Source organism: Kineosporia sp. A_224 (genome assembly GCF_002198655.1).
GTDB lineage: Bacteria > Actinomycetota > Actinomycetes > Actinomycetales > Kineosporiaceae > R-H-3.
Genome location: NZ_MWLN01000158.1, coordinates 1 through 19,643 on the forward strand (window position 1 = coordinate 1; position 19,643 = coordinate 19,643).

Sequence of the window (19,643 nt, forward strand, 5' to 3'; positions counted from 1 at the left end):
GCGACGGTGACCCGCCGCCGCGCCCGGGGCCGCCGGGTCACCGTCGCCGTCGCGGCCCCGCTCGTCGCCGCGGCCGCGGCAGCCGCCGTCGCGTTCGTGCCGTGGTCCTTCCTCCCCGGCGCGCTCGGGGTCTCGGTCCCGGCCGCGAACGCCCCCGCGTCGCGGCCGGCGCCCTGGGGCGACGCCGCCCGGGTCGACGTCCTCCTGCTCGGCACCGACGCCGCGGCGGACCGGGTGGGTGCCCGCGTCGACACCGCCGTCCTCGCCTCGGTCGACACCCGCACCGGCGAGACGCTCCTCGTCGGCGTGCCGCGCAACCGGCTCGGGAACCGGGACGCCGGCGGCCGGTGGGTCATCGACGACGGCATCCCGGGGGTGCCGGTCCGCGACCAGGTCGAGGACCTCACCGGCCAGCGGGTGGACGCGACGGTGACCCTCGACATGGCCGGGTTCTCCCAGCTCGTCGACACGCTCGGCGGGGTCGAGGTGACCGTGCCGCGCAGCCTGCCCGTGGGCGGGGCCCGCAGGTCCGGCGGCAGGATCGTCGAGCGCCCCGTCGAGTACATCGCGCCGGGCCGGCAGCGGCTCGACGGCCGGCATGCGCTGTGGTTCGCCCGGTCCCGCTACGACAGCGACGACTACGACCGGATGCGGCGGCAGCGCTGCCTGCTCGGCGCGCTCGCCGACCAGGTCGACCCGACCGTCGTCCTCGTCCGCGGGCCGGGGATCCTCGCCGCGCTGCGCGGCCACATGTCGACGACGGTCGACCTGCGCGACCTGCCCGCCTGGGTCGACCTTCTCGAGCGGGTCCGCGGCGCCCGGGTCCGCAGCGTCGTCCTCGACCTGCCCGTCCTCCCGGACGGCAGCCCGGACGTCACCGGCTCCCGCGCCGCGGTCGCCGCCGCGCTCGCCGCCGGCGCCATGCCCACGGCCGGGCCCGACGGCGCCGTCACGGCGACCACGGACACCGCGCCGGCCGGTGCGCAGGACCTCACCGACGTCTGCTGAACCGTCTGCTCGTCCGATCGGTAGCGCTCGGTCGAGCTCCGGACGACGCAGCGTCGGCGTTCACGCACGAGGGATGCACACTTGGCCGCGGGCCGGCTCCTGCGGCCCCCGCGGACTGCCGTCGTGAGGGTGCCGGGCCGTACGATCGTCGGTGACCGGGGTGCCGCCTCGCACCGGTCCCGAGGCTGCCGACGGCAGCGCCTGTCCACTCCTGCCCGGGGGGCCCGTGGAGCACGCACCGACGGCTGAGGCTGTCCGTCGCGCCGGTGCGCTCGCCGACTCCGGCGACCTCCCCGGGGCGGCCCGCTCGCTGGTGTCCGCCGGTCTCGCCGCCCGGGCCGCCGCGCTCGTCGACGGGGCGCTGGCGGGGCTCGCCGTCCGGCACGAGCACACCGTCCTCGTGGCTGCCGTCGAGGCGCTGCCGCCCGGCGAGCGCTCGCTCGCGGCCCGGGTCGCCCACGCGGACGCCCTCGTGAACCGGGGTACGGCCGACACCGGCGTCCTCCAGGAACTCGTCGAGGAGAGCGAGCGGGCCGGTGACACCGCGCTCGCGGCCCTCGCCGCGAGCGCCCTCGCCGAGCACCTGCTCCTGCACGGCGACCCGAGCGGGGTCTTCCTCGCCGCCCAGCACCTCGACCGGCTGCCGACCGAGCCGCTGCAGCGGCCGGGCATCCTCGTCGCCCGCGCCCGGCTGCGCCGGGTGCTGCTGTGGGCCAAGCTCCTGCTCGCGCCCGGCCAGGCCGACGAGGCGTTGGCCGACCACCGCGCCTGCCTCGAGGACTTCCAGCGGGCCGGGCGGGCCACCGACCGGCTGCTGACGATCGCCATGTTCCACGGCCTGCGGGCGGCGGCGACGTGGACGACCACCCCGGGCGACCGGCCGGCCGTCACCGAGGCCCGCGACCAGCTCGCCGCCCTCGGCTCGGCGGAGGTCTCCTGGGCCCGGTGCGCCGTCGCGCTCCTGGCCGACAGCGCCGGGGACGCCGCCGCGGTCCGGGAGGAGCTCGCCGCGCTGCTGCGCGAGGAGGCGGACGCACCGGCCTTCCCGCTCGTCATGACGACCCACCTCGACGCGATCCGGACCCTCGCCGACAGCCCGGACGAGGCGGCCGCCGACGCCGCAGTCCGCCGGCTCGCCGAGGTCGCGGACATCGTCCGCCGGGACCACCCGCTCGTCATCGGCGGCGTGCTCACGATCACCGCGCACCAACTCCTCGACGCCGGGCGGCTCGACGACGCGGCCGAGTGGTCCGGCCGGGTGGAGGCGCTGCCGCCGTTCATGCCGCACGAGGAGCACGAGCGCGAGGTGATGCGCTGCCGTCTCGCACTGCTCGCCGCGGCGCACCGGGCCGGGCCGGGCGCCACCCCGTCGGCGGGCGACGTCACCGGCCGGCTCGACGCCGCGCTCGACGCGCTCGTCGCCTCGGGGACGACCCGGATGGCCGCCGGGCTCGCGCTGCGCACCGCGCTGACGGCCCGCGCGACCGGCCACCCCGCCCTCGCCGACCACCTGCTCGCCCGCGCCGAGCGGCTGCTGCCCGCCGACCGCGCCGAGCGTTCCGGCTGGGAGCGACGCTGGGAGGACCTCGCCCGCACCCCCGTCGCGCAGGCCGGCGGGCCCCGCCCGACAGAGGACGGCCCCGCCGCATCGCAGGGAGCGGCACCGCCCGGCACGCCACCGCACCGGCTGCGGCTCCTCGCCCCGGTCGCGGACGTCGTCGTCGCCGGCCGGACCCGGCGGCTGCCGCCGGCGCTCGCCCGGATCGTCGCCGTCCTCGCAGTGCTCGACCGGCCGGTGTCGACCGAGCAGCTCGCCGACGTGCTGTGGCCGGACGCCGACCCGGTGGCGTCCCGCGGCCGGCTCAAGTCGGCGCTGCACCGGTTGCGCCGCCTGCTCGCGCCCGCCGACGACCTGGTCCGCCGCGACGGCGACGTGTGGTCGCTCACGCCGGGCGACGGCTGGTCCGTGGACCTGCACGACTTCCACCGGCTCGCCGCCGGCGGCCCCGCCGACCGGGCCGCCGCGCTGCGCCTCGTCGACGGCCTGCTCTGGGACGTCCAGCTCCCCTACGACGAGGCGCTCGCCGGGCTGCGCGCCCCGATCGAGGTCGCCTGGCTGCGGCTCGCCGACGAGCTCGGCCGGGGCGGCGTCGTCCCCGCCGACGAGCTGCGCACCCGGACGGCCGCGCTCGGGCTGTGACCCGGGCGTTTCCGGACGTGACGTCCGCCATCCGGTCGCGGCGCCGATCTTGGCCGGGGGTGCGGAACACTGGTCCGCGGGGGCAGCGCCGCCTCCCGCCCACCCAGACCAGGTCCGGACCTGCGTGCCACCGGCGCGTGCGCCGTCCGGGCCGCGCAGCGAAGGCAGCCTCGTGACCACCACGACCGACGTCAGCGCCATCACGATCCCCGCGGACCTCCTGCCCGCCGACGGCCGCTTCGGCTCCGGCCCGAGCAAGGTCCGCGCCGAGCAGGTCGAGTACCTCGCCTCCATCGGTCGCACGGTGCTCGGGACGTCCCACCGGCAGAAGCCCGTCAAGGACCTCGTCAAGCGCGTCCGCGAGGGTCTCTCGACGTTCTTCGGGCTCCCCGAGGGCTACGAGGTCGTCCTCGGCAACGGCGGCTCGACGTGCTTCTGGGACATCGCCGCGTTCAACCTCGTCCGGGACCGTGCGCAGCACCTCGCGTTCGGCGAGTTCTCGAGCAAGTTCGCCACGGTGACGAAGAACGCGCCGTTCCTCGGCGAGCCGACCGTCGTCAAGGGCGACCCCGGCACCCTGCCCTCGCCGTCCGCCGAGGCCGGCGTCGACGTCTACGCGTGGGCGCACAACGAGACGAGCACGGGTGTCATGGCGCCGGTGCAGCGGGTCGCGGGCGCGGACGACGGCGCGCTCGTGCTCGTCGACGCGACGTCCGGCGCGGGCGGCCTGCCGGTCGACGTGAGCCAGGCGGACGCGTACTACTTCGCGCCGCAGAAGTCGTTCGCCTCGGACGGCGGCCTCTGGCTCGCGGTCATGTCGCCGGCCGCGCTCGCGCGGGTCGAGGAGATCAAGGGCTCGGGCCGCTGGATCCCCGACTTCCTCGACCTCACGACGGCGATCGACAACTCCCGCAAGGACCAGACGTACAACACCCCGGCCGTCGCGACGCTCGCCATGCTCGCGAACCAGGTCGAGTGGCTCAACGCGCAGGGCGGTCTGGACTGGGCCGCGGCCCGTACGAAGGACTCCTCGTCGCGGCTGTACGGCTGGGCCGAGCGGACGGCGTACACGTCGCCCTACGTCGCCGACCCCGCCGCCCGCAGCCAGGTCGTCGGCACGGTCGACTTCTCCGACGCCGTGGACGCCGCGGCCGTCGCGAAGGTGCTGCGCGCCAACGGCGTCGTCGACGTCGAGCCCTACCGCAAGCTCGGCCGCAACCAGCTGCGGGTCGCGATGTTCCCGGCCGTCGAGCCGGCCGACGTCGAGGCCCTCACGGGCTGCGTCGACTTCGTCGTCGAGCAGCTCGGCTGACGCACGTCCCCCGCGGGCAGCGGGACCTTCTCGCGACCTTCTCGTGGAACGGGTCCCGCTGCCCGTGACCGGTTCCACGAGAAGGTCGGCACACCACGCACACGACACCTGACGACCCCGTCCCGCCCGCGTCCGGCGTCGAACCCGCCGCGCCGCTCGCCGAGGTCGCCCCCGTGCGGCTCGTCCGCGACCAGGTCACCTGGGCCGCCTACTCGGCGCTCGCGACGTGGGGCTTCTTCCTCTACGCGTGGGGCGGCATCCTGCCCCTGCTGCGCGAGGAGCAGGGCACGAACCGCACGGTCATGGGCCTGCACAGCTTCGTCATGTCGATGGGCGCGGTCGTCGCGGGCCTGCTCACGGTGCGGATCGTCGACCGGGTCCGCCGCCGGGGCGCCGCCCGGCTCGGCCTGGCCCTCGTGGCCGTCGGGATCGTCCTGCTCGTCGTCGGCGGCAGCCCGCTCGTCACGCTCCCCGCGATCCTCGTCGCCGGCACCGGCGGCTCGATCCTGCTCAACGCCGCGAACCCGAGCCTGTCCGACCACCACGGCCCGGCCGCCGCGACCGCCATCAGCGAGGGCAACGCGCTCGGGTCGGGCGTCGGCATCGTCGCCCCGCTCGTCGTCGGCGCCGGGGTGGCCCTCGGGCTCACCTGGCGGCCGGCCGCGCTCGTCGTCCTGCCGCTCGCGGCGCTCACGCTGTGGCGGGTCTCCCGGATCCCGCACGGCACCGCCGCCGTCGACGCCGCGACGCACCCGCAGCCGGTCGGCGGCAAGGCGCCGCTGGGCCGCCGGTTCTGGCTGCTCACCGGCGCCCTCGTCGTCGGCGTCGGGATCGAGTTCGCCAACACGGCGTGGGCCGCGGACCTGCTCCACCTGCGCACCGGGATGAGCACCGCCGCCGCCTCGAGCGCGGTGACGGCCATCGTCGTCGGGATGACCGCGGCCCGGCTCGTGCTCGGCCGGCTCGCGCTGCGGATGTCGTCCCGCGGGCTGCTCCTCGGCTCGCTCGTCGTCGTCCTCGTCGGCTGGCTGGTCACCTGGACGACGACCTCGCCGCTCGTCGCGCTCGTCGGGCTCGTCGTCACCGGGGTCGGGATCGCCGGCCAGTACCCGCTCGGGGTGTCGCTCGTCTACGCCGCCGTCGGCCCGCAGGGCGACCGCGCGACGGGGATCATCTCGCTCGGCGTCGGGATCTTCGCCGCGTTCGTGCCGTTCGTGCTCGGGGCGCTCGCCGACGCGACGAGCACCCACACGGCGTTCCTCGTCGTCCCGGTGCTCGCGGTCACCGTCTTCGTGCTGCTCGTCACCGCGGGCCGCCGCCCGGCCGGCGCCGCCTGAGCGCCGGGTCAGGGCGCGTGTGGCGCGGCCCGCGCCGCGACGAGGGTCGCGGCGAGCAGGACCGCGACGACGAGGCCGTACCCCGTCAGCGCGACCACGAGGCCCGCTCCGGGCGATCCCGCCGAGGCGACGAGGACCGCCGCGACGAGCGCCGCGGCGGCAACGGCGGAGGCGGCGCGCAACCACGGCAGAGCGGCCCGGTGCCCGGCCCGCCAGGCGGCCTGCGAGCGGTAGGTCGCGGGGATCCGGATGCCGACCACCCCGTTGTGGGGCAGCCGGTCCGCAGCGATCGCCCGCGCCGTCGCCAGCAGGGCGGCGGCGAGGACGGCGAGACCGCCGGACGCCACGACGGTGCCTGCGACGGTGCTGCCCACGACGTCCATGATCCACCTCCTGCCGCCCTGGGGCGACCTCCGGGGTCAGCGGGTGACGACGACCGGGCCGCCTGGCGTCGTGAACGTCACGGCCACGGGGCCGGCCGGCCGGGTGTCGCCACCGGTCCAGCGCACGTCGGTCGGCGGCTCGCCGTCGAGCCACCCGCGCAGGTCCGCCGCGCCGTCCGTGCCCGTCGGGACGGCGAGGTCGAGCCCGGCGACCGCGACCCCGGCCGGGCCGCCCGCCGCCGGGTGCAGGTCGGCGGGGACGTCCCAGCGCAGGAAGAACGGCAGCCAGGCCCGGTCGGCGAGGACCTCGACGCCGACCTGCGCCCAGCTCAGCCGGACGCCGTCCGGCCGCTCCCGGCCGCCGACCACCGCGGCTGCACCGAGCCGCCCGCCGACCTCGTCGGTGTCCTCGACGGCGACGGCCCAGCCGACCCAGCCACCACCGTCAGCGCACCGGCGTGCGACGACGCTGCCGAACGGGGACGCCGCGGCGACCTCCGGGGTCTCGACGGCGACGACCTCGAGGTAACCGCCTGTGAGCGGGACGATCGCGTTGCGCGTGCCGTACGTCGTGTGGACGCCGCCCGCCCGGGCCGTCGCGCCCAGGGCCGCAGCGACGCGCTCGGCCGTGGCGATGAGGCCCTCGGGGCCGGCGGCGAGGATGACGTGGTCGAACGAGGTCGTGGTCACGGGCCGATCCTGCCTCACGCCCGGCCGGGGCCACGGCGCCGGCCGCGCCCGACGAGCGCCGCGGCGACGACTCCGATCGTCGGGACCACGAGCGCGGTGCCGAGCGCGGCGACGACCATCGACCGGCGGGTCGCGGCCGCCTGGGCGGCGGGGTCGCACAGGCACGACCGGGTCGGGTCGCGGCGCTCGTAGACGACCTGGACGGCGGCGCCCGCGGCGAGGTCCTCGGGAGCCGGGTTGGGCGGGCCGGAGCCGCCCCGCCCCTCGAAGACCGACGTGCCCGCCGAGAACCGGTAGACGACGGTGCCCGACGGGCCTAGGCCGGGGACGACGCCGGACGCGGGCTCGGCGCGGACGACCGTGCCGGCGACGCGGACGCCGCCGGACGCGAGGGCGTCGTAGTCGAGGAGCGCCTCGCGGGCCAGCAGGCGGTACAGGCCGAACGTGAGGCCGCCGGAGACGACGGCGAGCAGGACCAGCAGCCCGGCGACCGCAGGCACCCCGCGGCGACGGCGTCCGGCACCCGCACCGGTCGTCGTCCGACTGTCGATCATCTGCGTCACCCTCCCGCCCCGCTGCCGCGAGCGCAACCGTCCCCGGGGCGGGCCGGCGCGCCGCGGTGCGGTCCGGCAGCGGGCCGGACGCTGCGGTCAGGCCCGGCGACGCCGGGTGACGGCCACCGACGCGGCGACGGCGAGCACCGCGGTGACGCCGACCGCGCCGAGGGCGGCGACCCCGGACGCGGACGGCCCGTCCTCCGCACCCGCCCCGCCGCCCGCTGCGCTTCCGGTCGTGCCCCCGGCGCCGGGCGCCGGGGTCGGCGTCGGGGTCGGCGGCCGGGCGTCCGCGACGGCCTGCGGCGCGGTGAACCGCAGGACCGGCTTGCCGACGCCCTCTGTGCTCAGCACGAAGTCCCCGTCCGGCAGCACCCCGAGACCCTCGCCCTGCCCCTGGCGCGGCAGCGGTGTCGTCGCGAGCGGCGTCCAGGTGCTGTCCCCGGCGAGGGTCGCGACCGGCGGCATGATCGCGAGCTCGCCGTACGTCCGCAGGGCCACCCGCCCGTCGGGCAGCGCGACGCCGTCCGTCACCATGCCGAGCGGCACCTCGGCGAGGTACTCGAGGGTCGCCGAGACCTTCTGCTTGGCGGGCGCGTCGCGGCCCGGCCACGCCTGCTCCGGGACGGCGTACAGCCGGCCGCCGAGCAGCCCCTTCGTCACGACGTGGAGCCGGCCGGTCGCCGGGTCGGCGAAGACCGCCTCGGCGTCGGCCGGCTGGTCGGGGTAGGTCAGCGTGATCGTCCGCACCGGGTCGGACCGCGTCGTCCCGGGTGCCGACGGCTCCCGGACGACGTACACCTTCACGCTGCGCCGGTCACCGTCGTTGTCGCCGATGTCGGCGACGGCGAGGGCCGGCCGGCCACCGGCGTCGCGGACGGCGGTGGCGGCCTCCCAGTCCTTGGAGCCGGCCCCGTCGATCTCGAGCGTCGCGACGGTCGTGCCCTGGCGGCCGATCCCGTAGAGCACGGCCTTGCCGCCGGAGTCGTTGAACGTCCAGTACACGCCGGCGAGCCTGCCGCTCACGAGCAGGCCCGAGGACTCGTCGATCCGGGGGTCCTTGACGATGCGGTCGACGACCCGCTCGGGGCGCACCTGCGCCGGGGTGGCTGACGGGGTCGTCGTCGGGGCCGTCGTCGGGGACGTCGTCGGGGACGTCGTCGCACCCGCGGCACCGGCCGCCGGGAGCACGAGCAGACCCGTTGCGGCGCAGGCGGTCCCGAGCCCGGCCAGGGTGCGCAGGCGGCGGCCCGCGCGCCCGGTCACGCGGCGTCCCCGAGCGCGCGGGCGACCTCGTCGGCGAGCATCGTCGCGAGCGCCGGCTCGAGGTGCCAGGCACCGACGAGGTCGAGGTACTCACGGCGCCGGGCGCCGTCGGGCCGGGCCCCGGTCCGCTCGGCGCGCACGAGGGCGTTGCGCGGGGTGTGCCGGGAGTCGACGAACTCGACGACGTCGACGCGGTAGCCGAGCAGGCGCAGCAGGTCCGCCCGGACGGCGTCGGTGAGGACGTCGGCGAACCGCTCCCGGAGGATGCCGTGCCGGGTCAGCGCGGTGTACGGGTGCGGCGGCAGGATGCCGTCCGCCTGCGCGGCCGTGACCTGGCGCTGGACGTCGTGGTGGCAGCACGGTGCGGCGAGCACGACCGGGGCGGCCCACCGGACGGCCCGGGCGAGCGCCTCGTCGGTCGCGGTGTCGCACGCGTGGAGGGCGAGGACGACGTCGACGTCCTGGTCCACCCGCGCGTCGGCGATCGTGCCCGTGACGAAGGACAGCCCGGCCATGCCGAGGCCGGCCGCGAGCCGGGTGTTCCGGGCGACCATGTCCTCGCGGACGTCGACCCCGACGGTGCGCACGCCGACCTCGGCGACGTCCGGGTGGGCGGCGAGCCAGCGGTGCGCGGCGAACGTCAGGTAGGCGTTGCCGCAGCCGAGGTCGACGACGAGCAGCGGGCGGCCGGCCTCCCGGGCCCGGGCGACGGCGCGGCCGACGACCGGGGCGAGCAGCCGGAGGAACGCGTCGACCTGCCGGCGCTTGTCGGCCTCGGCCCCCAGCGCGCCGAAGAGCGGGTCGGCGGGGTCGAGGAGACGCTCCTTGGGCCGGTCGTGCGGCCGGACGCCGGTCTCCGAGGACGCGGACGACACGGACGGCTCGATGTCCCGGCGCGAGGTGCGGGACGTGTGGACCTGCGCCTCGCCCTTCTTCGTCACCCGGAGCTGGACGACCTGGTCCGTCGTCTCGACGTGCCAGTTGCCGAACGGCTCGGCGAGCAGGGCGTCGACGGCGGCGTCGGCGTCCGGACCGGGGGCGTGGTTCTGCGTCACCGGGGTGCGGCCGTCGGTCGTGACGACCTGGAGCCGGCGGCCCGCCTTCAGGTCCACGGGCCGCAGCTCGGCCCGCGCGAAACCGGGCTCCGCGCCCCGCCGGCGCCCCGCCGCGAGCCCGCGGACGAGGGTGTCGGTGTCGAGGAGCAGCGGTCGCAGGGCCGCGAGCGCGGTGGCGAGGTCCTCGGGCACCCGCAGATTCTCGCACCCGGGCGACGACGCCGGTGGCAGGCCGGCTCCGGCGCCACGGCAGGATCAGGGCGTCGTGGTCGCCGGGACGGGCGTCACCGTCCGCGGCCCGGCGCTCGCCGTGGCCGGTGCCGTCACCGTCACGGTCCCCGGGTCCGTCGCCGTCGGGGGCACCGGCGTCGCCGCCGAGGGGGCGGCACCGGCCGCCGGGGTGGTCGGCGCGGCGACCACCCCGCCGCCGAACCGTGGGTCGTCCGGGCCGACGGGCTCGACCGCACGGGCCAGGGCGACGAGGTCCGCGAAGCTCTGGTCCGGCGAGGCGTAGAGCGTGAAGTACAGCCCGTCGGCGGCCCAGATCAGGCTGGGGCTGTCCCCCTCGGTGCCGATCGGGCGCAGGATCGCCCGGGCGCCGTGGACGTCGGCGGTCCGCAGGGCGTCCGCGCTGACCTGGCCGACGACCTGGGGGCCGATCTCCTGCACGTCGCTCACCGAGAGGTTGACCGTCGGCCCGGACCCGTCGGCTGCCTGGTAGAGCACCTCGAAGCGGTGCCCCGCGGTGCGCCGGGCCCGGGCCGGCAGCGCGCTCCAGCCCTCGGCCGTGCCGGGCACGGTCGCCGCGTCGAGCCGCTCCCCGGACGTCCCGAGCGCTTCCGCGGCGGCGAGCAGGTCCTCGGTCGGCAGGCCGCTGGACTCGACGAGCCACCAGCTCCCGGTGGCCGGCTCCTGCCACTGCACCCGCGCCGTCCCGTCGACCGCGATCACCGGGGTCGAGGGGCTCCAGTGCTCGAGCGTCGCCGGAGCCCCGTGCACCGTGCCCTGTTCGGAGACCAGTCCGCTCTCGGCGTCGGACCCGTCCCTCGCCGGCAGCAGCGGCTGTTCGGCGGGGCCGCTGACGACGAGGCCGGCGTCCACCCGGCCGCCGGGTGCGAACCGGGCCGCGACAGCAGCGGTCGGCACGTCGTCGAACCCGCACTCCGGGCCCCCGAGCGCCACCACCTCGACGACCGCGAGCGGTGCCGGTGCGGTGCCGGACACCAGGTGGGCCAGCTCCGGGTGGCTCGCCACGTCGAGCGTCGCGCCGTCCTGGCAGCCGGCCGGCACGCCCGCCCCCTGGCTCGGGCTCACGGAGACGGTCGCCGTCGGGGCGGGGACGGCGGTCTGCCCCGTGGCGGGCTGCGCGGTCGTCCCGCCGGAGGGCAGCAGCACGGTCACCGCGCCGACCAGGGCGACGGACGCGGCGACCCCCAGGACGGCGAACCTGCTCCGCCGGGCGGTCCGCAGCCGGGCCGCCCGGCCGGCGACCTCGGTGAGGGGGCGCACCCGCAGCTCGGCGGGGTCGAGGACGGCGAGCGCGGTGAGCGGGTCGCCGGCGCCGTCCGGGTCGACGGGCAGCAGCGGGTCGGGGCCGGGCTCGAACAGGTTCACGGGAGGGTCCTCTCGGAGGGCGCCAGCTGCTGCGCGAGGCGCGCACGGGCCGCGGACAGGGACGAGGCGACGGCGCCCCGGGTGATGCCCATGACGTCGGCGACCTGCTGCTCGGTGAGGTCGGCGACGTAGCGCAGGGCGACGGCGGTGCGCATCCGCTCGGGAAGGGCGGCGACGGCCTGCCAGAGCGGGCCGTCGGGTTCGGGCGGGGCAGGCACGTCCTGGACCCGCTGCCGGGCGAGCCAGCGGCGCTCGAGCCGCCGGCGTCGCAGCGCGCTCCGCACGAGGTTGAGCCCGACCCGGTGGACCCAGGCGTGCGGTGCGGCCATCCCCTGCACCTGCTGCCAGCGGACCAGGGCCCGGGCGAAGGCCTCGGCGGTCGCCTCGTCCGCGAGCTCGGCGTCCCCGACGGCGAGCGTCAGGGTGCGCCGCACCCGCGGGTAGGCGGCGACGTACCAGGCGGAGAAGTCCGCGTCCGGCGAGATCGTCATGCCGGGTAGACGCGGGCCGGGCCTGGAGTGTTTGGCCTCACGGGATCACGGTCCCAGCCTGCGGCGGCACCTGTTGCCGTTGCGTGGATCATGTCGGTTGGCTAACCTTGTTGGCTAAGGAGGCGGCCATGTCGGAACCCGCGGTCAGCTACAACATCCACGACGCGAAGACCCAGCTGTCGCGCATCATCGAGCGGGTCGAGCGGGGAGAGGAAGTGGTCATCAGCCGGGCCGGGACCCCTGTGGCCAAGGTCGTCCCGCTGACCGGGAGCGTCAACCGTCGAGGACGGGGCTCTCTGCGGGGCCGCCTGCACCTCGCCGAGGACTGGGACTCCGCGGAGGTCAACCAGCGCATCGCCTCGGACTTCGGGGCCGACGCTTGAGGCTCCTGCTCGACACCCACGTCGTCCTGTGGTGGCTGACCGACGACGAGACGCTGGCGGACGAGACCAAGGATCTGATCGACACCGAGACGGAGGTGTTCATCAGCGCAGCCTCGGTCTGGGAGATCGCGATCAAGCAGGCCTCGGGCAAGCTGACCGTCCCGACGGACCTGCTGCAGGTCATTGACCGGTCCGGTCTCGTCGAGCTGCCGGTCCGCTCGAGACATGCCGTCGAAGCCGGCGGCCTGCCTGCGGTGCACCGCGACCCGTTCGACCGGATGCTCGTCGCGCAGGCGAGGTGCGAAGGGCTGACTCTCCTCACGCGGGACCCGCTCGTCCTGCGCTACGACGTGGCACTGCGTGAGGTCTGACCGAGGGCGCGCTCAGTACTTCGTGACGACCGAGGCCGGCGCGATGGTGATCCGCGGCCGCTTCGCCGGGTCGAGCCAGCGCAGGACCTTGACGACGTCCGCCTGGGTCAGGCTCACGCAGCCGGCCGTGGAGCCGCGGCCGTTCACGTGCAGGAAGATCCCCGAGCCGCGGCCGACGACCGGATCGGGCCGGTTGAAGTCGATGACCGCCGCGTACGCGTACTGCGTCGGGTAGTCGGCGAGGCGCTCCGAGCCGTCGATGCCGGCCGTCGTCCGGCGGAACCCGCCGTCCCGGCCCCAGCGCGGCTCGTTGTAGTGGGCGCTCCTGCGGTCGCCGACCCACCACTGGTCGCGGGAGCGGATCCGCCAGTACGGCAGGTCGGTGCCGGGGTCGGGCTGGATCCCGAAGGCCGACGTCATCCGGAAGGTGCCCGCGGGCGTCGTCCCGTCGCCCTGGACCCGCTTCGACGCCGGCGTCATCCCCGAGTACCCGACGCGCGCCTTCCACGGCCCCAGGACGAGCCGCCACGTGCCGTTCCGCTTCTCGTACGCGCGCAGGGTCGCGTACGTCGTGCTCCACGACGAGGACGTCACGACGACGACCTGGGTCGAGGTGCCGATGTGGTCGAGGTGCGCAGGGAGGTCCGCCCACGGGACGGCGGCCTGCGCCGAGGGCGGCGGCACGAGCGCGACGGCGCCGACGAGGGCGAGGAACGCAGCGACGAGCAGGACGACCCGGCGTCGCCGCATCGGCTGCGGCGGCGGCAGGACGGACGGACGCGACCCCGGCGCGAAGTGCATGCGGAGCATGATCGACCCCCTCCGCGCGATCCCGGAAGCCCGCGCCGCCGTTCACGGCGTGTCTTAGGACCCGCCTAAGGTTGCGGCGCTCCGGCAACGTCCCCGCGGACCGGACGCCGGCCCCCCGACGGCCGGCGTACGGACCGGGCCGTTGCCGGTCCTGAGAAACGTAGGCGGAGGGTGACCCGTCCGCAGCGTTCCGCGTCCTCGTTCACCCGGACGCCGCAGCGCCCGTACCCGGACGCAGCAGCGGGGCGGCCCCGGCCGACGCACCGTCGCCGGTGCGCCGCGGGACCGCCCCGCGTGCAGGACGCCGGTCTCAGGCGAGGACGGCCGCCAGGTCGGTGTGCGGCATCGCGAGGGCCTCGGCGACGGGCGCGTTCGTCACCTGGCCGTCGAAGGTGTTGAGACCCTTGGCGAGCGCCACGTCGTCGCGCAGGGCCTGCTTCCAGCCCTTGTTCGCCAGCTCGACGGCGTACGGGAGCGTGACGTTCGTCAGCGCGTACGTGCTCGTGTTCGGCACGGCGCCCGGCATGTTCGCGACGCAGTAGAAGACCGAGTTGTGCACGGTGTACGTCGGGTCCGCGTGCGTCGTCGCGTGCGAGTCCTCGAAGCAGCCGCCCTGGTCGATCGAGATGTCGACGAGCACGCTGCCGGGCTTCATCCGGCTGACGAGCTCGTTGCTCACGAGCGTCGGGGCCTTGGCGCCCGGCACGAGGACGGCACCGATCACGAGGTCGGCGTCGAGGACGGCCTTCTCGACCTCGTACGCGTTGGAGGCGACCGTCTGGCAGTGACCCTGGTAGATGGCGTCCATCTGGCGCAGCCGCGCGACGTTGCGGTCGAGCAGGAGCACCTCGGCCTGCATCCCGAGCGCGATCGCGGCCGCGTTCTGGCCGGCGACGCCGGCACCGATGACGACGACCTTCGCGGCGTAGACGCCGGGGACGCCGCCCATGAGGACGCCGCGCCCGCCCTGGGCGCGCATGAGGGTGTGCGCGCCGACCTGCGGGGCGAGCCGGCCCGCGACCTCGGACATCGGGGCGAGCAGCGGCAGCGAGCGGTCGGCGAGCTCGACGGTCTCGTAGGCGATGCCGGTGACCTTGCGCGCGACGAGCTCCTCGGTGAGGGCCTTGTCGGCGGCGAGGTGCAGGTAGGTGAAGAGGGTCTGGCCCTCGCGCATCCGGGCGTACTCGGACGCGACGGGCTCCTTGACCTTGAGGATCAGGTCACCGGTCGCCCAGACGTCGTCCGCCGTCGGGAGGATCGTCGCGCCGGCGGCGACGTAGTCGGCGTTCGTGATGGACGAGCCGACACCGGCGTCCGTCTCGACGAAGACCTCGTGGCCGTGGCGGGTGAGCTCGTGGACACCGGCCGGGGTGATGGCGACCCGGTACTCGTGGTTCTTGACCTCGCGGGGGATGCCGACCTTCACGGGAGCTCACCTTTCCTGCTGTCGGGGTGCTTGTCGGAGAGGATCACCCACCGTGCGTGGCGGTGACCCGTCTCACAGAAAGGTAGCCCTCATCGGCGGACAGGCGATGCCAAGTTGTGCTCCCGGCGCGTTGCCGCGTGGCAGGATGTGCCCTGGACGCTCCGCGAGGGAGGCAGGAAATGGCGGACAACGGTGTCGCCGGGCTCGACTCGACCGATCGGCAGATCCTTCGCGAGCTGCAGGCCGACGGCCGGATCAGCAACGTCGAGCTCGCCGAGCGGGTCCGCCTGTCGCCCTCCCCGTGCCTGCGCCGGGTCAAGAGCCTCGAGGAGCGCGGCTACATCCGCGGCTACATCCGCGGCTACATGGCGGTGCTCGACCGGGAGCAGGTCGACCGCGGCATGTACGTCCACGTCATGGTGAGCCTCACGTCGCAGCGCCAGGAGACCCTCGAGGAGTTCGAGCGGGCGGTCTCGGCCCTGCCGGAGGTGCTCGAGTGCTACCTCATGGCCGGCGAGTCCGACTACCTGCTCGCCGTCGCGGTCGCCGATCTCGAGGCGTACCAACGGTTCTTCCGCGAGCGGCTCGGCGAGGTGCCCGGCGTCGCGTCGCTGCGCAGCCTCATCTCCATGAAGACCGTCAAGTACACGACGGCGCTGCCCGTCTGACCCTGACTGCCCGTCTGACCCTGACCGCCCGTCTGACCCTGACCGCCCTGCCGGCCCGGGCCGGACGCGGTCGTGGCCGGGCCCCCGGCAGGGACCCGGCCACGACCGGAGGTCAGGAGAGGCGACTCAGACGGCGTCGCCCTCGCGGCGTTCCTCGTCGGCGGCGGTGTCGGCGCCGCTCGGCACGGGGATGCCGTACCGCGGCGTCGGGACCCCGCGCAGGCCGGAGACGCCGTGCGGCGGCGTCCAGCCGCGCAGCACCGTGCCGTCCATGTAGAGGAGCACGTCCTCGGACGGCGGGGCGGGCTTCTTCTGGTCGCGGTCCGCCTTGCTCGCCGCGCGGCACATGCCGATGACGGCGATGTACACGAGGGCGCTCACCACGAGGAACCCGATGATCAGGAACCGACCGATCGACACTGCCGGGCCCCCCTTCTGGAACTCCCTTGCGGGCCGACGGAGGGCTGCCGTCGGCCGTGACGGACTCGCGACGACGCACGACGCAGGGTCGGGCGCTGTCGAGGACCCAAACCCTTCACCCAAACCCATCCGGCGTCCAGAGGCCCCCGGCATAAATCGGCGTCAAGCGGCCCCCCTTTGGCCTCAGTCCGGTGAGAAACCGCTCGATTCGCCCGAAGCGCAAACCTCCCGACCCCTTCGACATCGAGGAACATAACCTTTGAGTGACTGCATGATTACCTACGGCAATCTCCTGTCGGCCAACCACTTCCGGCGGGCCGACGGCGCAGCCGGCTCGGTCGGTCGCGGCCGGACGGGTGACGGCGCCCCCCGCCCGGTGCCCGCTGCGCGACGCGGACCTCCCCGGGACGGCGCCCGGCGCGGACCGCGTTGCGCCGTCCGGGTCACGCTGCCCCGGGCCGGGTGACGTCGGCCCGCGACCGTGGTGCACGCCCTGCCCGCCGGTCACGCTGGGACCCATGAGCGAGGAAGGCTTCGGCGACCGCACGGTGACCCGGACCGCGCGGCTGCTCTTCGAGGCGGCCGAGGCCCTCGTCCCGGGCGCCGCCCTCGAGGCGGTCGTCGAGACGCCGGTCCCCGGCGGGCCCTGGGCGCACGTCTGCCGGGTGGGCCGCGGCGGGCCCGTCAGCGTCGTCCTCGTGGACCTCGAGGACGTCCCGGCCCCGGCCCGCACCGTCCTGGCCTCCGGCCGCCCGGTGCTCGAGGCCGGGGGCCGGCTCCGCGACGAGCACGTCGTCGCGGCCCCGCTGCGTCGTGACGGCCGGGTCCACGGCGTCCTCGTGGCCCGCAAGCCGTTCCCCGGCAACGGCTTCGGCCACCTGGACGCAGCAGCGCTCGCCTCCCTGGGACGCAGCCACGGCCTCGCCCTGGAGAACGCGCTGCTCGTCGAGCGGCTGCGGCACGAGGCGTCCCACGACACCCTCACCGGGCTGCCGAACCGCCGGGGCCTGCAGGACGGCATCGAGCACGCGCTCGCGGAGCGTGCCCGCACCGGCTGCGACGTCGCGGCCCTGGTGCTCGGGATCGACGGCTTCCGGGACGTCAACGCCGCTCTCGGCCACCGCAGCGGCGACGCGCTCCTGCGGCACGTCGCGGACGCCGTCCTGGCCGCCCTGCCGCTCGGCGCCCAGGTCGCGCGCTCGGCGGGCGACGAGTTCGCCGTCCTGCTCACCGGGGTGCTGCCCGCGGACCGTGCCGAGTCGCTCGCCGACCGGCTGCGTGCCGCCGCCGCGACGCCGCTCGTCGTCGACGGGGTGGAGGTGCAGGCCCGGGCCTCCGTCGGGATCGCCGTCGCGCACACCGACCTGGACGACCCCCGCTCGTTGCTCGGCACCGCGGACCTCGCCCTGGCCCAGGCGAAGGCGCAGGCCCGCGGGGTCGTGAGCCGGGTCGCGGTCAACCCGGAGCGGCGGCCGGGGGCCGGCCCGTCGTCCGGGTCGCCGTCCGCCTCGCCGTCCGGGCCGACCGGCGCGGGCACCACCCCGGCCGGGCGGGAGTCGATGGCGACCCTCGCCGAGCTGCGCCGGGCGCTGCGCGGAGAGCCCGGTGCCGGCGAGGTCGTCGCGCATCTGCAGCCCCAGGCGGACGCCGGGACCGGCCGGGTCCTCGGCGCGGAGGCCCTCGTCCGCTGGGTGCACCCGGTCCGCGGGCTGCTCGGACCGGCCGACTTCCTGGCGCTCGCCGACCGGCACGGGCTCATGCTCGACCTCACCGAGGTCGTCCTCGACCGGGCCGTGCACGCCGCGGCGCTGTACCGCGCGGACGGCCACGACCTCGCCGTGTCGGTGAACCTGTCGGCACGCACGCTCGTCGCGCAGTGGCTCGTGCCGACGGTGACGTCCGCCCTGGAGCGGCACGGCGTCCCGGCGAGCGCCCTCACGCTGGAGATCACCGAGGACTCGATGATCGCCGACCCCGAGCACGCGGTCGCGCTCCTGGACTCGTTGCGGGACATCGGTGTCCGGCTGTCCGTCGACGACTTCGGCACGGGCTACTCGTCGCTGTCGTACCTGCGACGGCTGCCCGTCGACGAGGTGAAGATCGACAAGTCGTTCCTCGCGGCCGGCGAGCGCGCCGCGGACGCCGGTGCCGACCTCGTCATCGCGCGGAGCATCGTCGACCTCGCGCGCAACCTCGGGCTCGAGACGGTCGCCGAGGGCGTCGAGGACGACACCACGTGGGAGCGGCTCGCGGGCCTGGGCTGCCACGTCGTCCAGGGCTTCGGGCTGGCCCGGCCGATGCCCGTCGACCAGCTGCGCACGTGGCTCGCCGGGTACCGCGCCGACCGGGCCGGCGGCACCCGGCGGCCCGCAGCCGGGCGCGCGGTCCCCGCCGTCCGCAGGCCCGTGGACGACGTGCGCCTGCCCGCGTAGCGGGCCGGCGGCTCAGGGTGTCGCGGCGAGCGCCGCGTCCAGCGGCAGGACGGCGCGCAGCGCCGGCTCGACGGCCGCCGCGATGACGGCGTACCCGGCGTCGTTCGGGTGGATGCGGTCACCGCAGTCGAACGCCGGGGCCAGCCGGGTGCGGTCGGCCGGGTCGCGCAGGGCCGCGTCGAGGTCGACGACGACGTCCGCGTGCCCGTCCTGGACCGCGCGGGTGCGGATCCAGGTGTTGACGGCCTGCCGGGTCCGCTCGCCCTTCGCGGAGTAGGCGCGGCGCCCGCCGTACGGCGTCAGGGTCGCGAGGACGACCCGGACGCCGCGGGCCCGGGCCTGGTCGGCGAGCCCGGCGAGGCCGGCCGTGACGGTGCCCGCCCGGGCGCCGGCCTGGATGTCGTTGATGCCCTCGAGGACGACGACCGCGTCCGGGTCCGGCACCCCGAGCGCGTCCCGGCCGAACCGGTGCAGCGCGGCGTGCCCGCCCCGGCGGGAGTCCGCCGTCACCTGGTTGGCACCGATCCCGGCGTTGACGACGGCCACGCCGGGCAGCCGGGCGGCGAGCAGGTCCGGCCAGCGCCGGTCGGCGTCGACGGTGGACCCGATCCCGTCGGTGATCGAGTCGCCGAACGCGACGACGGTCGGCAGCGGGCGGCGTCCGACAGGTGCCACGTCGATCGCCGTCGCGACGAAGCCCGAGTCGACCGGCCGGGTGAAGGCGAACCCGTCGGTGTCGGCGGTGCGGTCCCCCGGCACCGACAGCCACGTCGTCGACATCGCCCAGAGATGGCCGGTCAGCGGCACCGGGGTGCTGCCGAAGGCGAGCGAGACGAGCAGGTCGGAGTGCGCGGGGACGTCGAACGTGAGGGCGTCCGACACGGCGGTGCCCCGGGCGGGCACCTCGACGACCGTCCGCCCCGCGAAGGTCAGCGACCGCACCGTGCCCGGGCGGGCCGTCGGGAGCGACCCGGCCTCCTGCGCGGGCAGGGCGACGGTCGCGGCGGTGACGACGAGCGGGCGGCTGCCGTAGACGTTGGACAGCGTCAGCCGCAGCGCCGAGCCCCCGACGCTCGTGTGCACGCGCATCCGCGCCGTCCGGGACGCCAGGCCACGCGCGGCGACCGTCCCGGGGCGGGCGGGCTGCGGCACCGACTGCCACGTCCGGACCCAGGGCACGTCGGCGACCGGGGCGACGGACGGCGTCACGGACGGGGCGGGGA

General features: G+C 76.3%; 18 protein-coding genes and 1 pseudogene. 8 read left to right on the top strand and 11 right to left on the bottom strand.

Going from position 1 to position 19,643, the window contains the following annotated elements; all coding sequences use genetic code 11:
- The 4 genes and pseudogenes from EDJALFJO_RS13995 to EDJALFJO_RS36440 form a co-directional block, all read left to right on the top strand.
- The coding region (locus EDJALFJO_RS13995) for an LCP family protein (RefSeq protein ID WP_143448569.1) at positions 1–1,008 on the top strand (1,008 nt) is incomplete at its 5' end.
- Between the two features lie 226 nt (positions 1,009–1,234).
- Entirely contained in the window at positions 1,235–3,208 is a 1,974-nt protein-coding gene (locus tag EDJALFJO_RS14000; protein WP_088286223.1) for a hypothetical protein, read from the top strand.
- A gap of 172 nt (positions 3,209–3,380) precedes the next feature.
- Positions 3,381–4,520, top strand: a complete 1,140-nt coding sequence (serC, locus tag EDJALFJO_RS14005) for a phosphoserine transaminase (protein ID WP_088286225.1) — start codon at positions 3,381–3,383, stop codon at positions 4,518–4,520.
- Between the two features lie 140 nt (positions 4,521–4,660).
- Positions 4,661–5,857, top strand: a pseudogene (locus EDJALFJO_RS36440) (sugar MFS transporter); the annotation flags it as partial.
- Positions 5,858–5,865: 8 nt separating this feature from the next.
- On the opposite strand, the gene EDJALFJO_RS14015 reads toward EDJALFJO_RS36440, so the two are convergent.
- The 7 genes from EDJALFJO_RS14015 to EDJALFJO_RS14045 all read right to left on the bottom strand — a co-directional run bounded on the left by EDJALFJO_RS14015 (position 5,866) and on the right by EDJALFJO_RS14045 (position 11,910).
- Complete coding sequence (locus tag EDJALFJO_RS14015) at positions 5,866–6,240, bottom strand: SdpI family protein (RefSeq protein ID WP_088286229.1); 375 nt, start codon at positions 6,238–6,240, stop codon at positions 5,866–5,868.
- A 36-nt stretch (positions 6,241–6,276) separates the two neighbouring features.
- Positions 6,277–6,930 carry a VOC family protein gene (locus EDJALFJO_RS14020; protein ID WP_158220434.1) on the bottom strand — a complete coding sequence of 218 codons (654 nt, stop codon included), beginning with the start codon at positions 6,928–6,930 and terminating at the stop codon, positions 6,277–6,279.
- 14 nt (positions 6,931–6,944) lie between these two features.
- Positions 6,945–7,484 (bottom strand): DUF3592 domain-containing protein, encoded by a 540-nt coding sequence (locus tag EDJALFJO_RS14025; RefSeq protein ID WP_143448570.1) that lies wholly within the window; start codon positions 7,482–7,484, stop codon positions 6,945–6,947.
- A 96-nt stretch (positions 7,485–7,580) separates the two neighbouring features.
- Positions 7,581–8,750, bottom strand: coding sequence for a hypothetical protein (locus tag EDJALFJO_RS14030; protein ID WP_088286235.1), 1,170 nt, complete (start codon positions 8,748–8,750; stop codon positions 7,581–7,583).
- Positions 8,747–9,997 (bottom strand): SAM-dependent methyltransferase, encoded by a 1,251-nt coding sequence (locus tag EDJALFJO_RS14035; RefSeq protein WP_088286237.1) that lies wholly within the window; start codon positions 9,995–9,997, stop codon positions 8,747–8,749. The genes EDJALFJO_RS14030 and EDJALFJO_RS14035 overlap by 4 nt, the downstream gene beginning before the upstream one ends.
- A gap of 63 nt (positions 9,998–10,060) precedes the next feature.
- On the bottom strand, positions 10,061–11,419 hold the full coding sequence (locus EDJALFJO_RS14040; RefSeq protein ID WP_088286239.1) for a hypothetical protein: 1,359 nt from the start codon (positions 11,417–11,419) through the stop codon (positions 10,061–10,063).
- Positions 11,416–11,910, bottom strand: a complete 495-nt coding sequence (locus EDJALFJO_RS14045) for an RNA polymerase sigma factor (RefSeq protein ID WP_088286241.1) — start codon at positions 11,908–11,910, stop codon at positions 11,416–11,418. The genes EDJALFJO_RS14040 and EDJALFJO_RS14045 overlap by 4 nt, the downstream gene beginning before the upstream one ends.
- A gap of 128 nt (positions 11,911–12,038) precedes the next feature.
- On the opposite strand from EDJALFJO_RS14045, the gene EDJALFJO_RS14050 reads away from it, so the two are divergent.
- Positions 12,039–12,293 carry a type II toxin-antitoxin system Phd/YefM family antitoxin gene (locus EDJALFJO_RS14050; RefSeq protein ID WP_088286243.1) on the top strand — a complete coding sequence of 85 codons (255 nt, stop codon included), beginning with the start codon at positions 12,039–12,041 and terminating at the stop codon, positions 12,291–12,293.
- Positions 12,290–12,664 carry a type II toxin-antitoxin system VapC family toxin gene (locus EDJALFJO_RS14055; RefSeq protein ID WP_088286245.1) on the top strand — a complete coding sequence of 125 codons (375 nt, stop codon included), beginning with the start codon at positions 12,290–12,292 and terminating at the stop codon, positions 12,662–12,664. The genes EDJALFJO_RS14050 and EDJALFJO_RS14055 overlap by 4 nt, the downstream gene beginning before the upstream one ends.
- Positions 12,665–12,676: 12 nt before the next feature.
- Here the strand turns inward: EDJALFJO_RS14055 and EDJALFJO_RS14060 are convergent, their stop codons facing one another.
- Both EDJALFJO_RS14060 and ald read right to left on the bottom strand, forming a co-directional pair.
- Entirely contained in the window at positions 12,677–13,465 is a 789-nt protein-coding gene (locus EDJALFJO_RS14060) for a L,D-transpeptidase (RefSeq protein WP_198950286.1), read from the bottom strand.
- A 319-nt stretch (positions 13,466–13,784) separates the two neighbouring features.
- Positions 13,785–14,900: an alanine dehydrogenase gene (gene ald / locus EDJALFJO_RS14065; RefSeq protein ID WP_088286247.1), complete on the bottom strand. Its 1,116-nt coding sequence runs from the start codon at positions 14,898–14,900 to the stop codon at positions 13,785–13,787.
- 179 nt (positions 14,901–15,079) lie between these two features.
- Here ald and EDJALFJO_RS14070 point away from each other — a divergent pair, with 179 nt between their 5' ends.
- Complete coding sequence (locus tag EDJALFJO_RS14070) at positions 15,080–15,568, top strand: Lrp/AsnC family transcriptional regulator (RefSeq protein ID WP_088286249.1); 489 nt, start codon at positions 15,080–15,082, stop codon at positions 15,566–15,568.
- A 126-nt stretch (positions 15,569–15,694) separates the two neighbouring features.
- On the opposite strand, the gene EDJALFJO_RS14075 is transcribed toward EDJALFJO_RS14070, so the two are convergent.
- Positions 15,695–15,988: a hypothetical protein gene (locus EDJALFJO_RS14075; RefSeq protein ID WP_088286251.1), complete on the bottom strand. Its 294-nt coding sequence runs from the start codon at positions 15,986–15,988 to the stop codon at positions 15,695–15,697.
- 518 nt (positions 15,989–16,506) lie between these two features.
- On the opposite strand from EDJALFJO_RS14075, the gene EDJALFJO_RS14080 reads away from it, so the two are divergent.
- Positions 16,507–18,420 (top strand): bifunctional diguanylate cyclase/phosphodiesterase, encoded by a 1,914-nt coding sequence (locus EDJALFJO_RS14080; RefSeq protein ID WP_088286253.1) that lies wholly within the window; start codon positions 16,507–16,509, stop codon positions 18,418–18,420.
- 12 nt (positions 18,421–18,432) lie between these two features.
- Here EDJALFJO_RS14080 and EDJALFJO_RS14085 read toward each other — a convergent pair.
- The coding region (locus EDJALFJO_RS14085; RefSeq protein ID WP_143448571.1) for a GDSL-type esterase/lipase family protein at positions 18,433–19,643 on the bottom strand (1,211 nt) is incomplete at its 5' end.

Bases quoted from the DNA above. Each gene is read 5' to 3' on its own strand.
- EDJALFJO_RS14080 (WP_088286253.1), top strand. From the start codon at position 16,507: ATGAGCGAGGAAGGCTTCGGCGACCGCACGGTGACCCGGACCGCGCGG.
- EDJALFJO_RS14060 (WP_198950286.1), bottom strand. From the start codon at position 13,465: ATGCACTTCGCGCCGGGGTCGCGTCCGTCCGTCCTGCCGCCGCCGCAG.
- EDJALFJO_RS14045 (WP_088286241.1), bottom strand. From the start codon at position 11,910: ATGACGATCTCGCCGGACGCGGACTTCTCCGCCTGGTACGTCGCCGCC.
- EDJALFJO_RS14025 (WP_143448570.1), bottom strand. From the start codon at position 7,484: ATGATCGACAGTCGGACGACGACCGGTGCGGGTGCCGGACGCCGTCGC.
- EDJALFJO_RS14015 (WP_088286229.1), bottom strand. From the start codon at position 6,240: ATGGACGTCGTGGGCAGCACCGTCGCAGGCACCGTCGTGGCGTCCGGC.
- EDJALFJO_RS14050 (WP_088286243.1), top strand. From the start codon at position 12,039: ATGTCGGAACCCGCGGTCAGCTACAACATCCACGACGCGAAGACCCAG.
- EDJALFJO_RS14070 (WP_088286249.1), top strand. From the start codon at position 15,080: ATGGCGGACAACGGTGTCGCCGGGCTCGACTCGACCGATCGGCAGATC.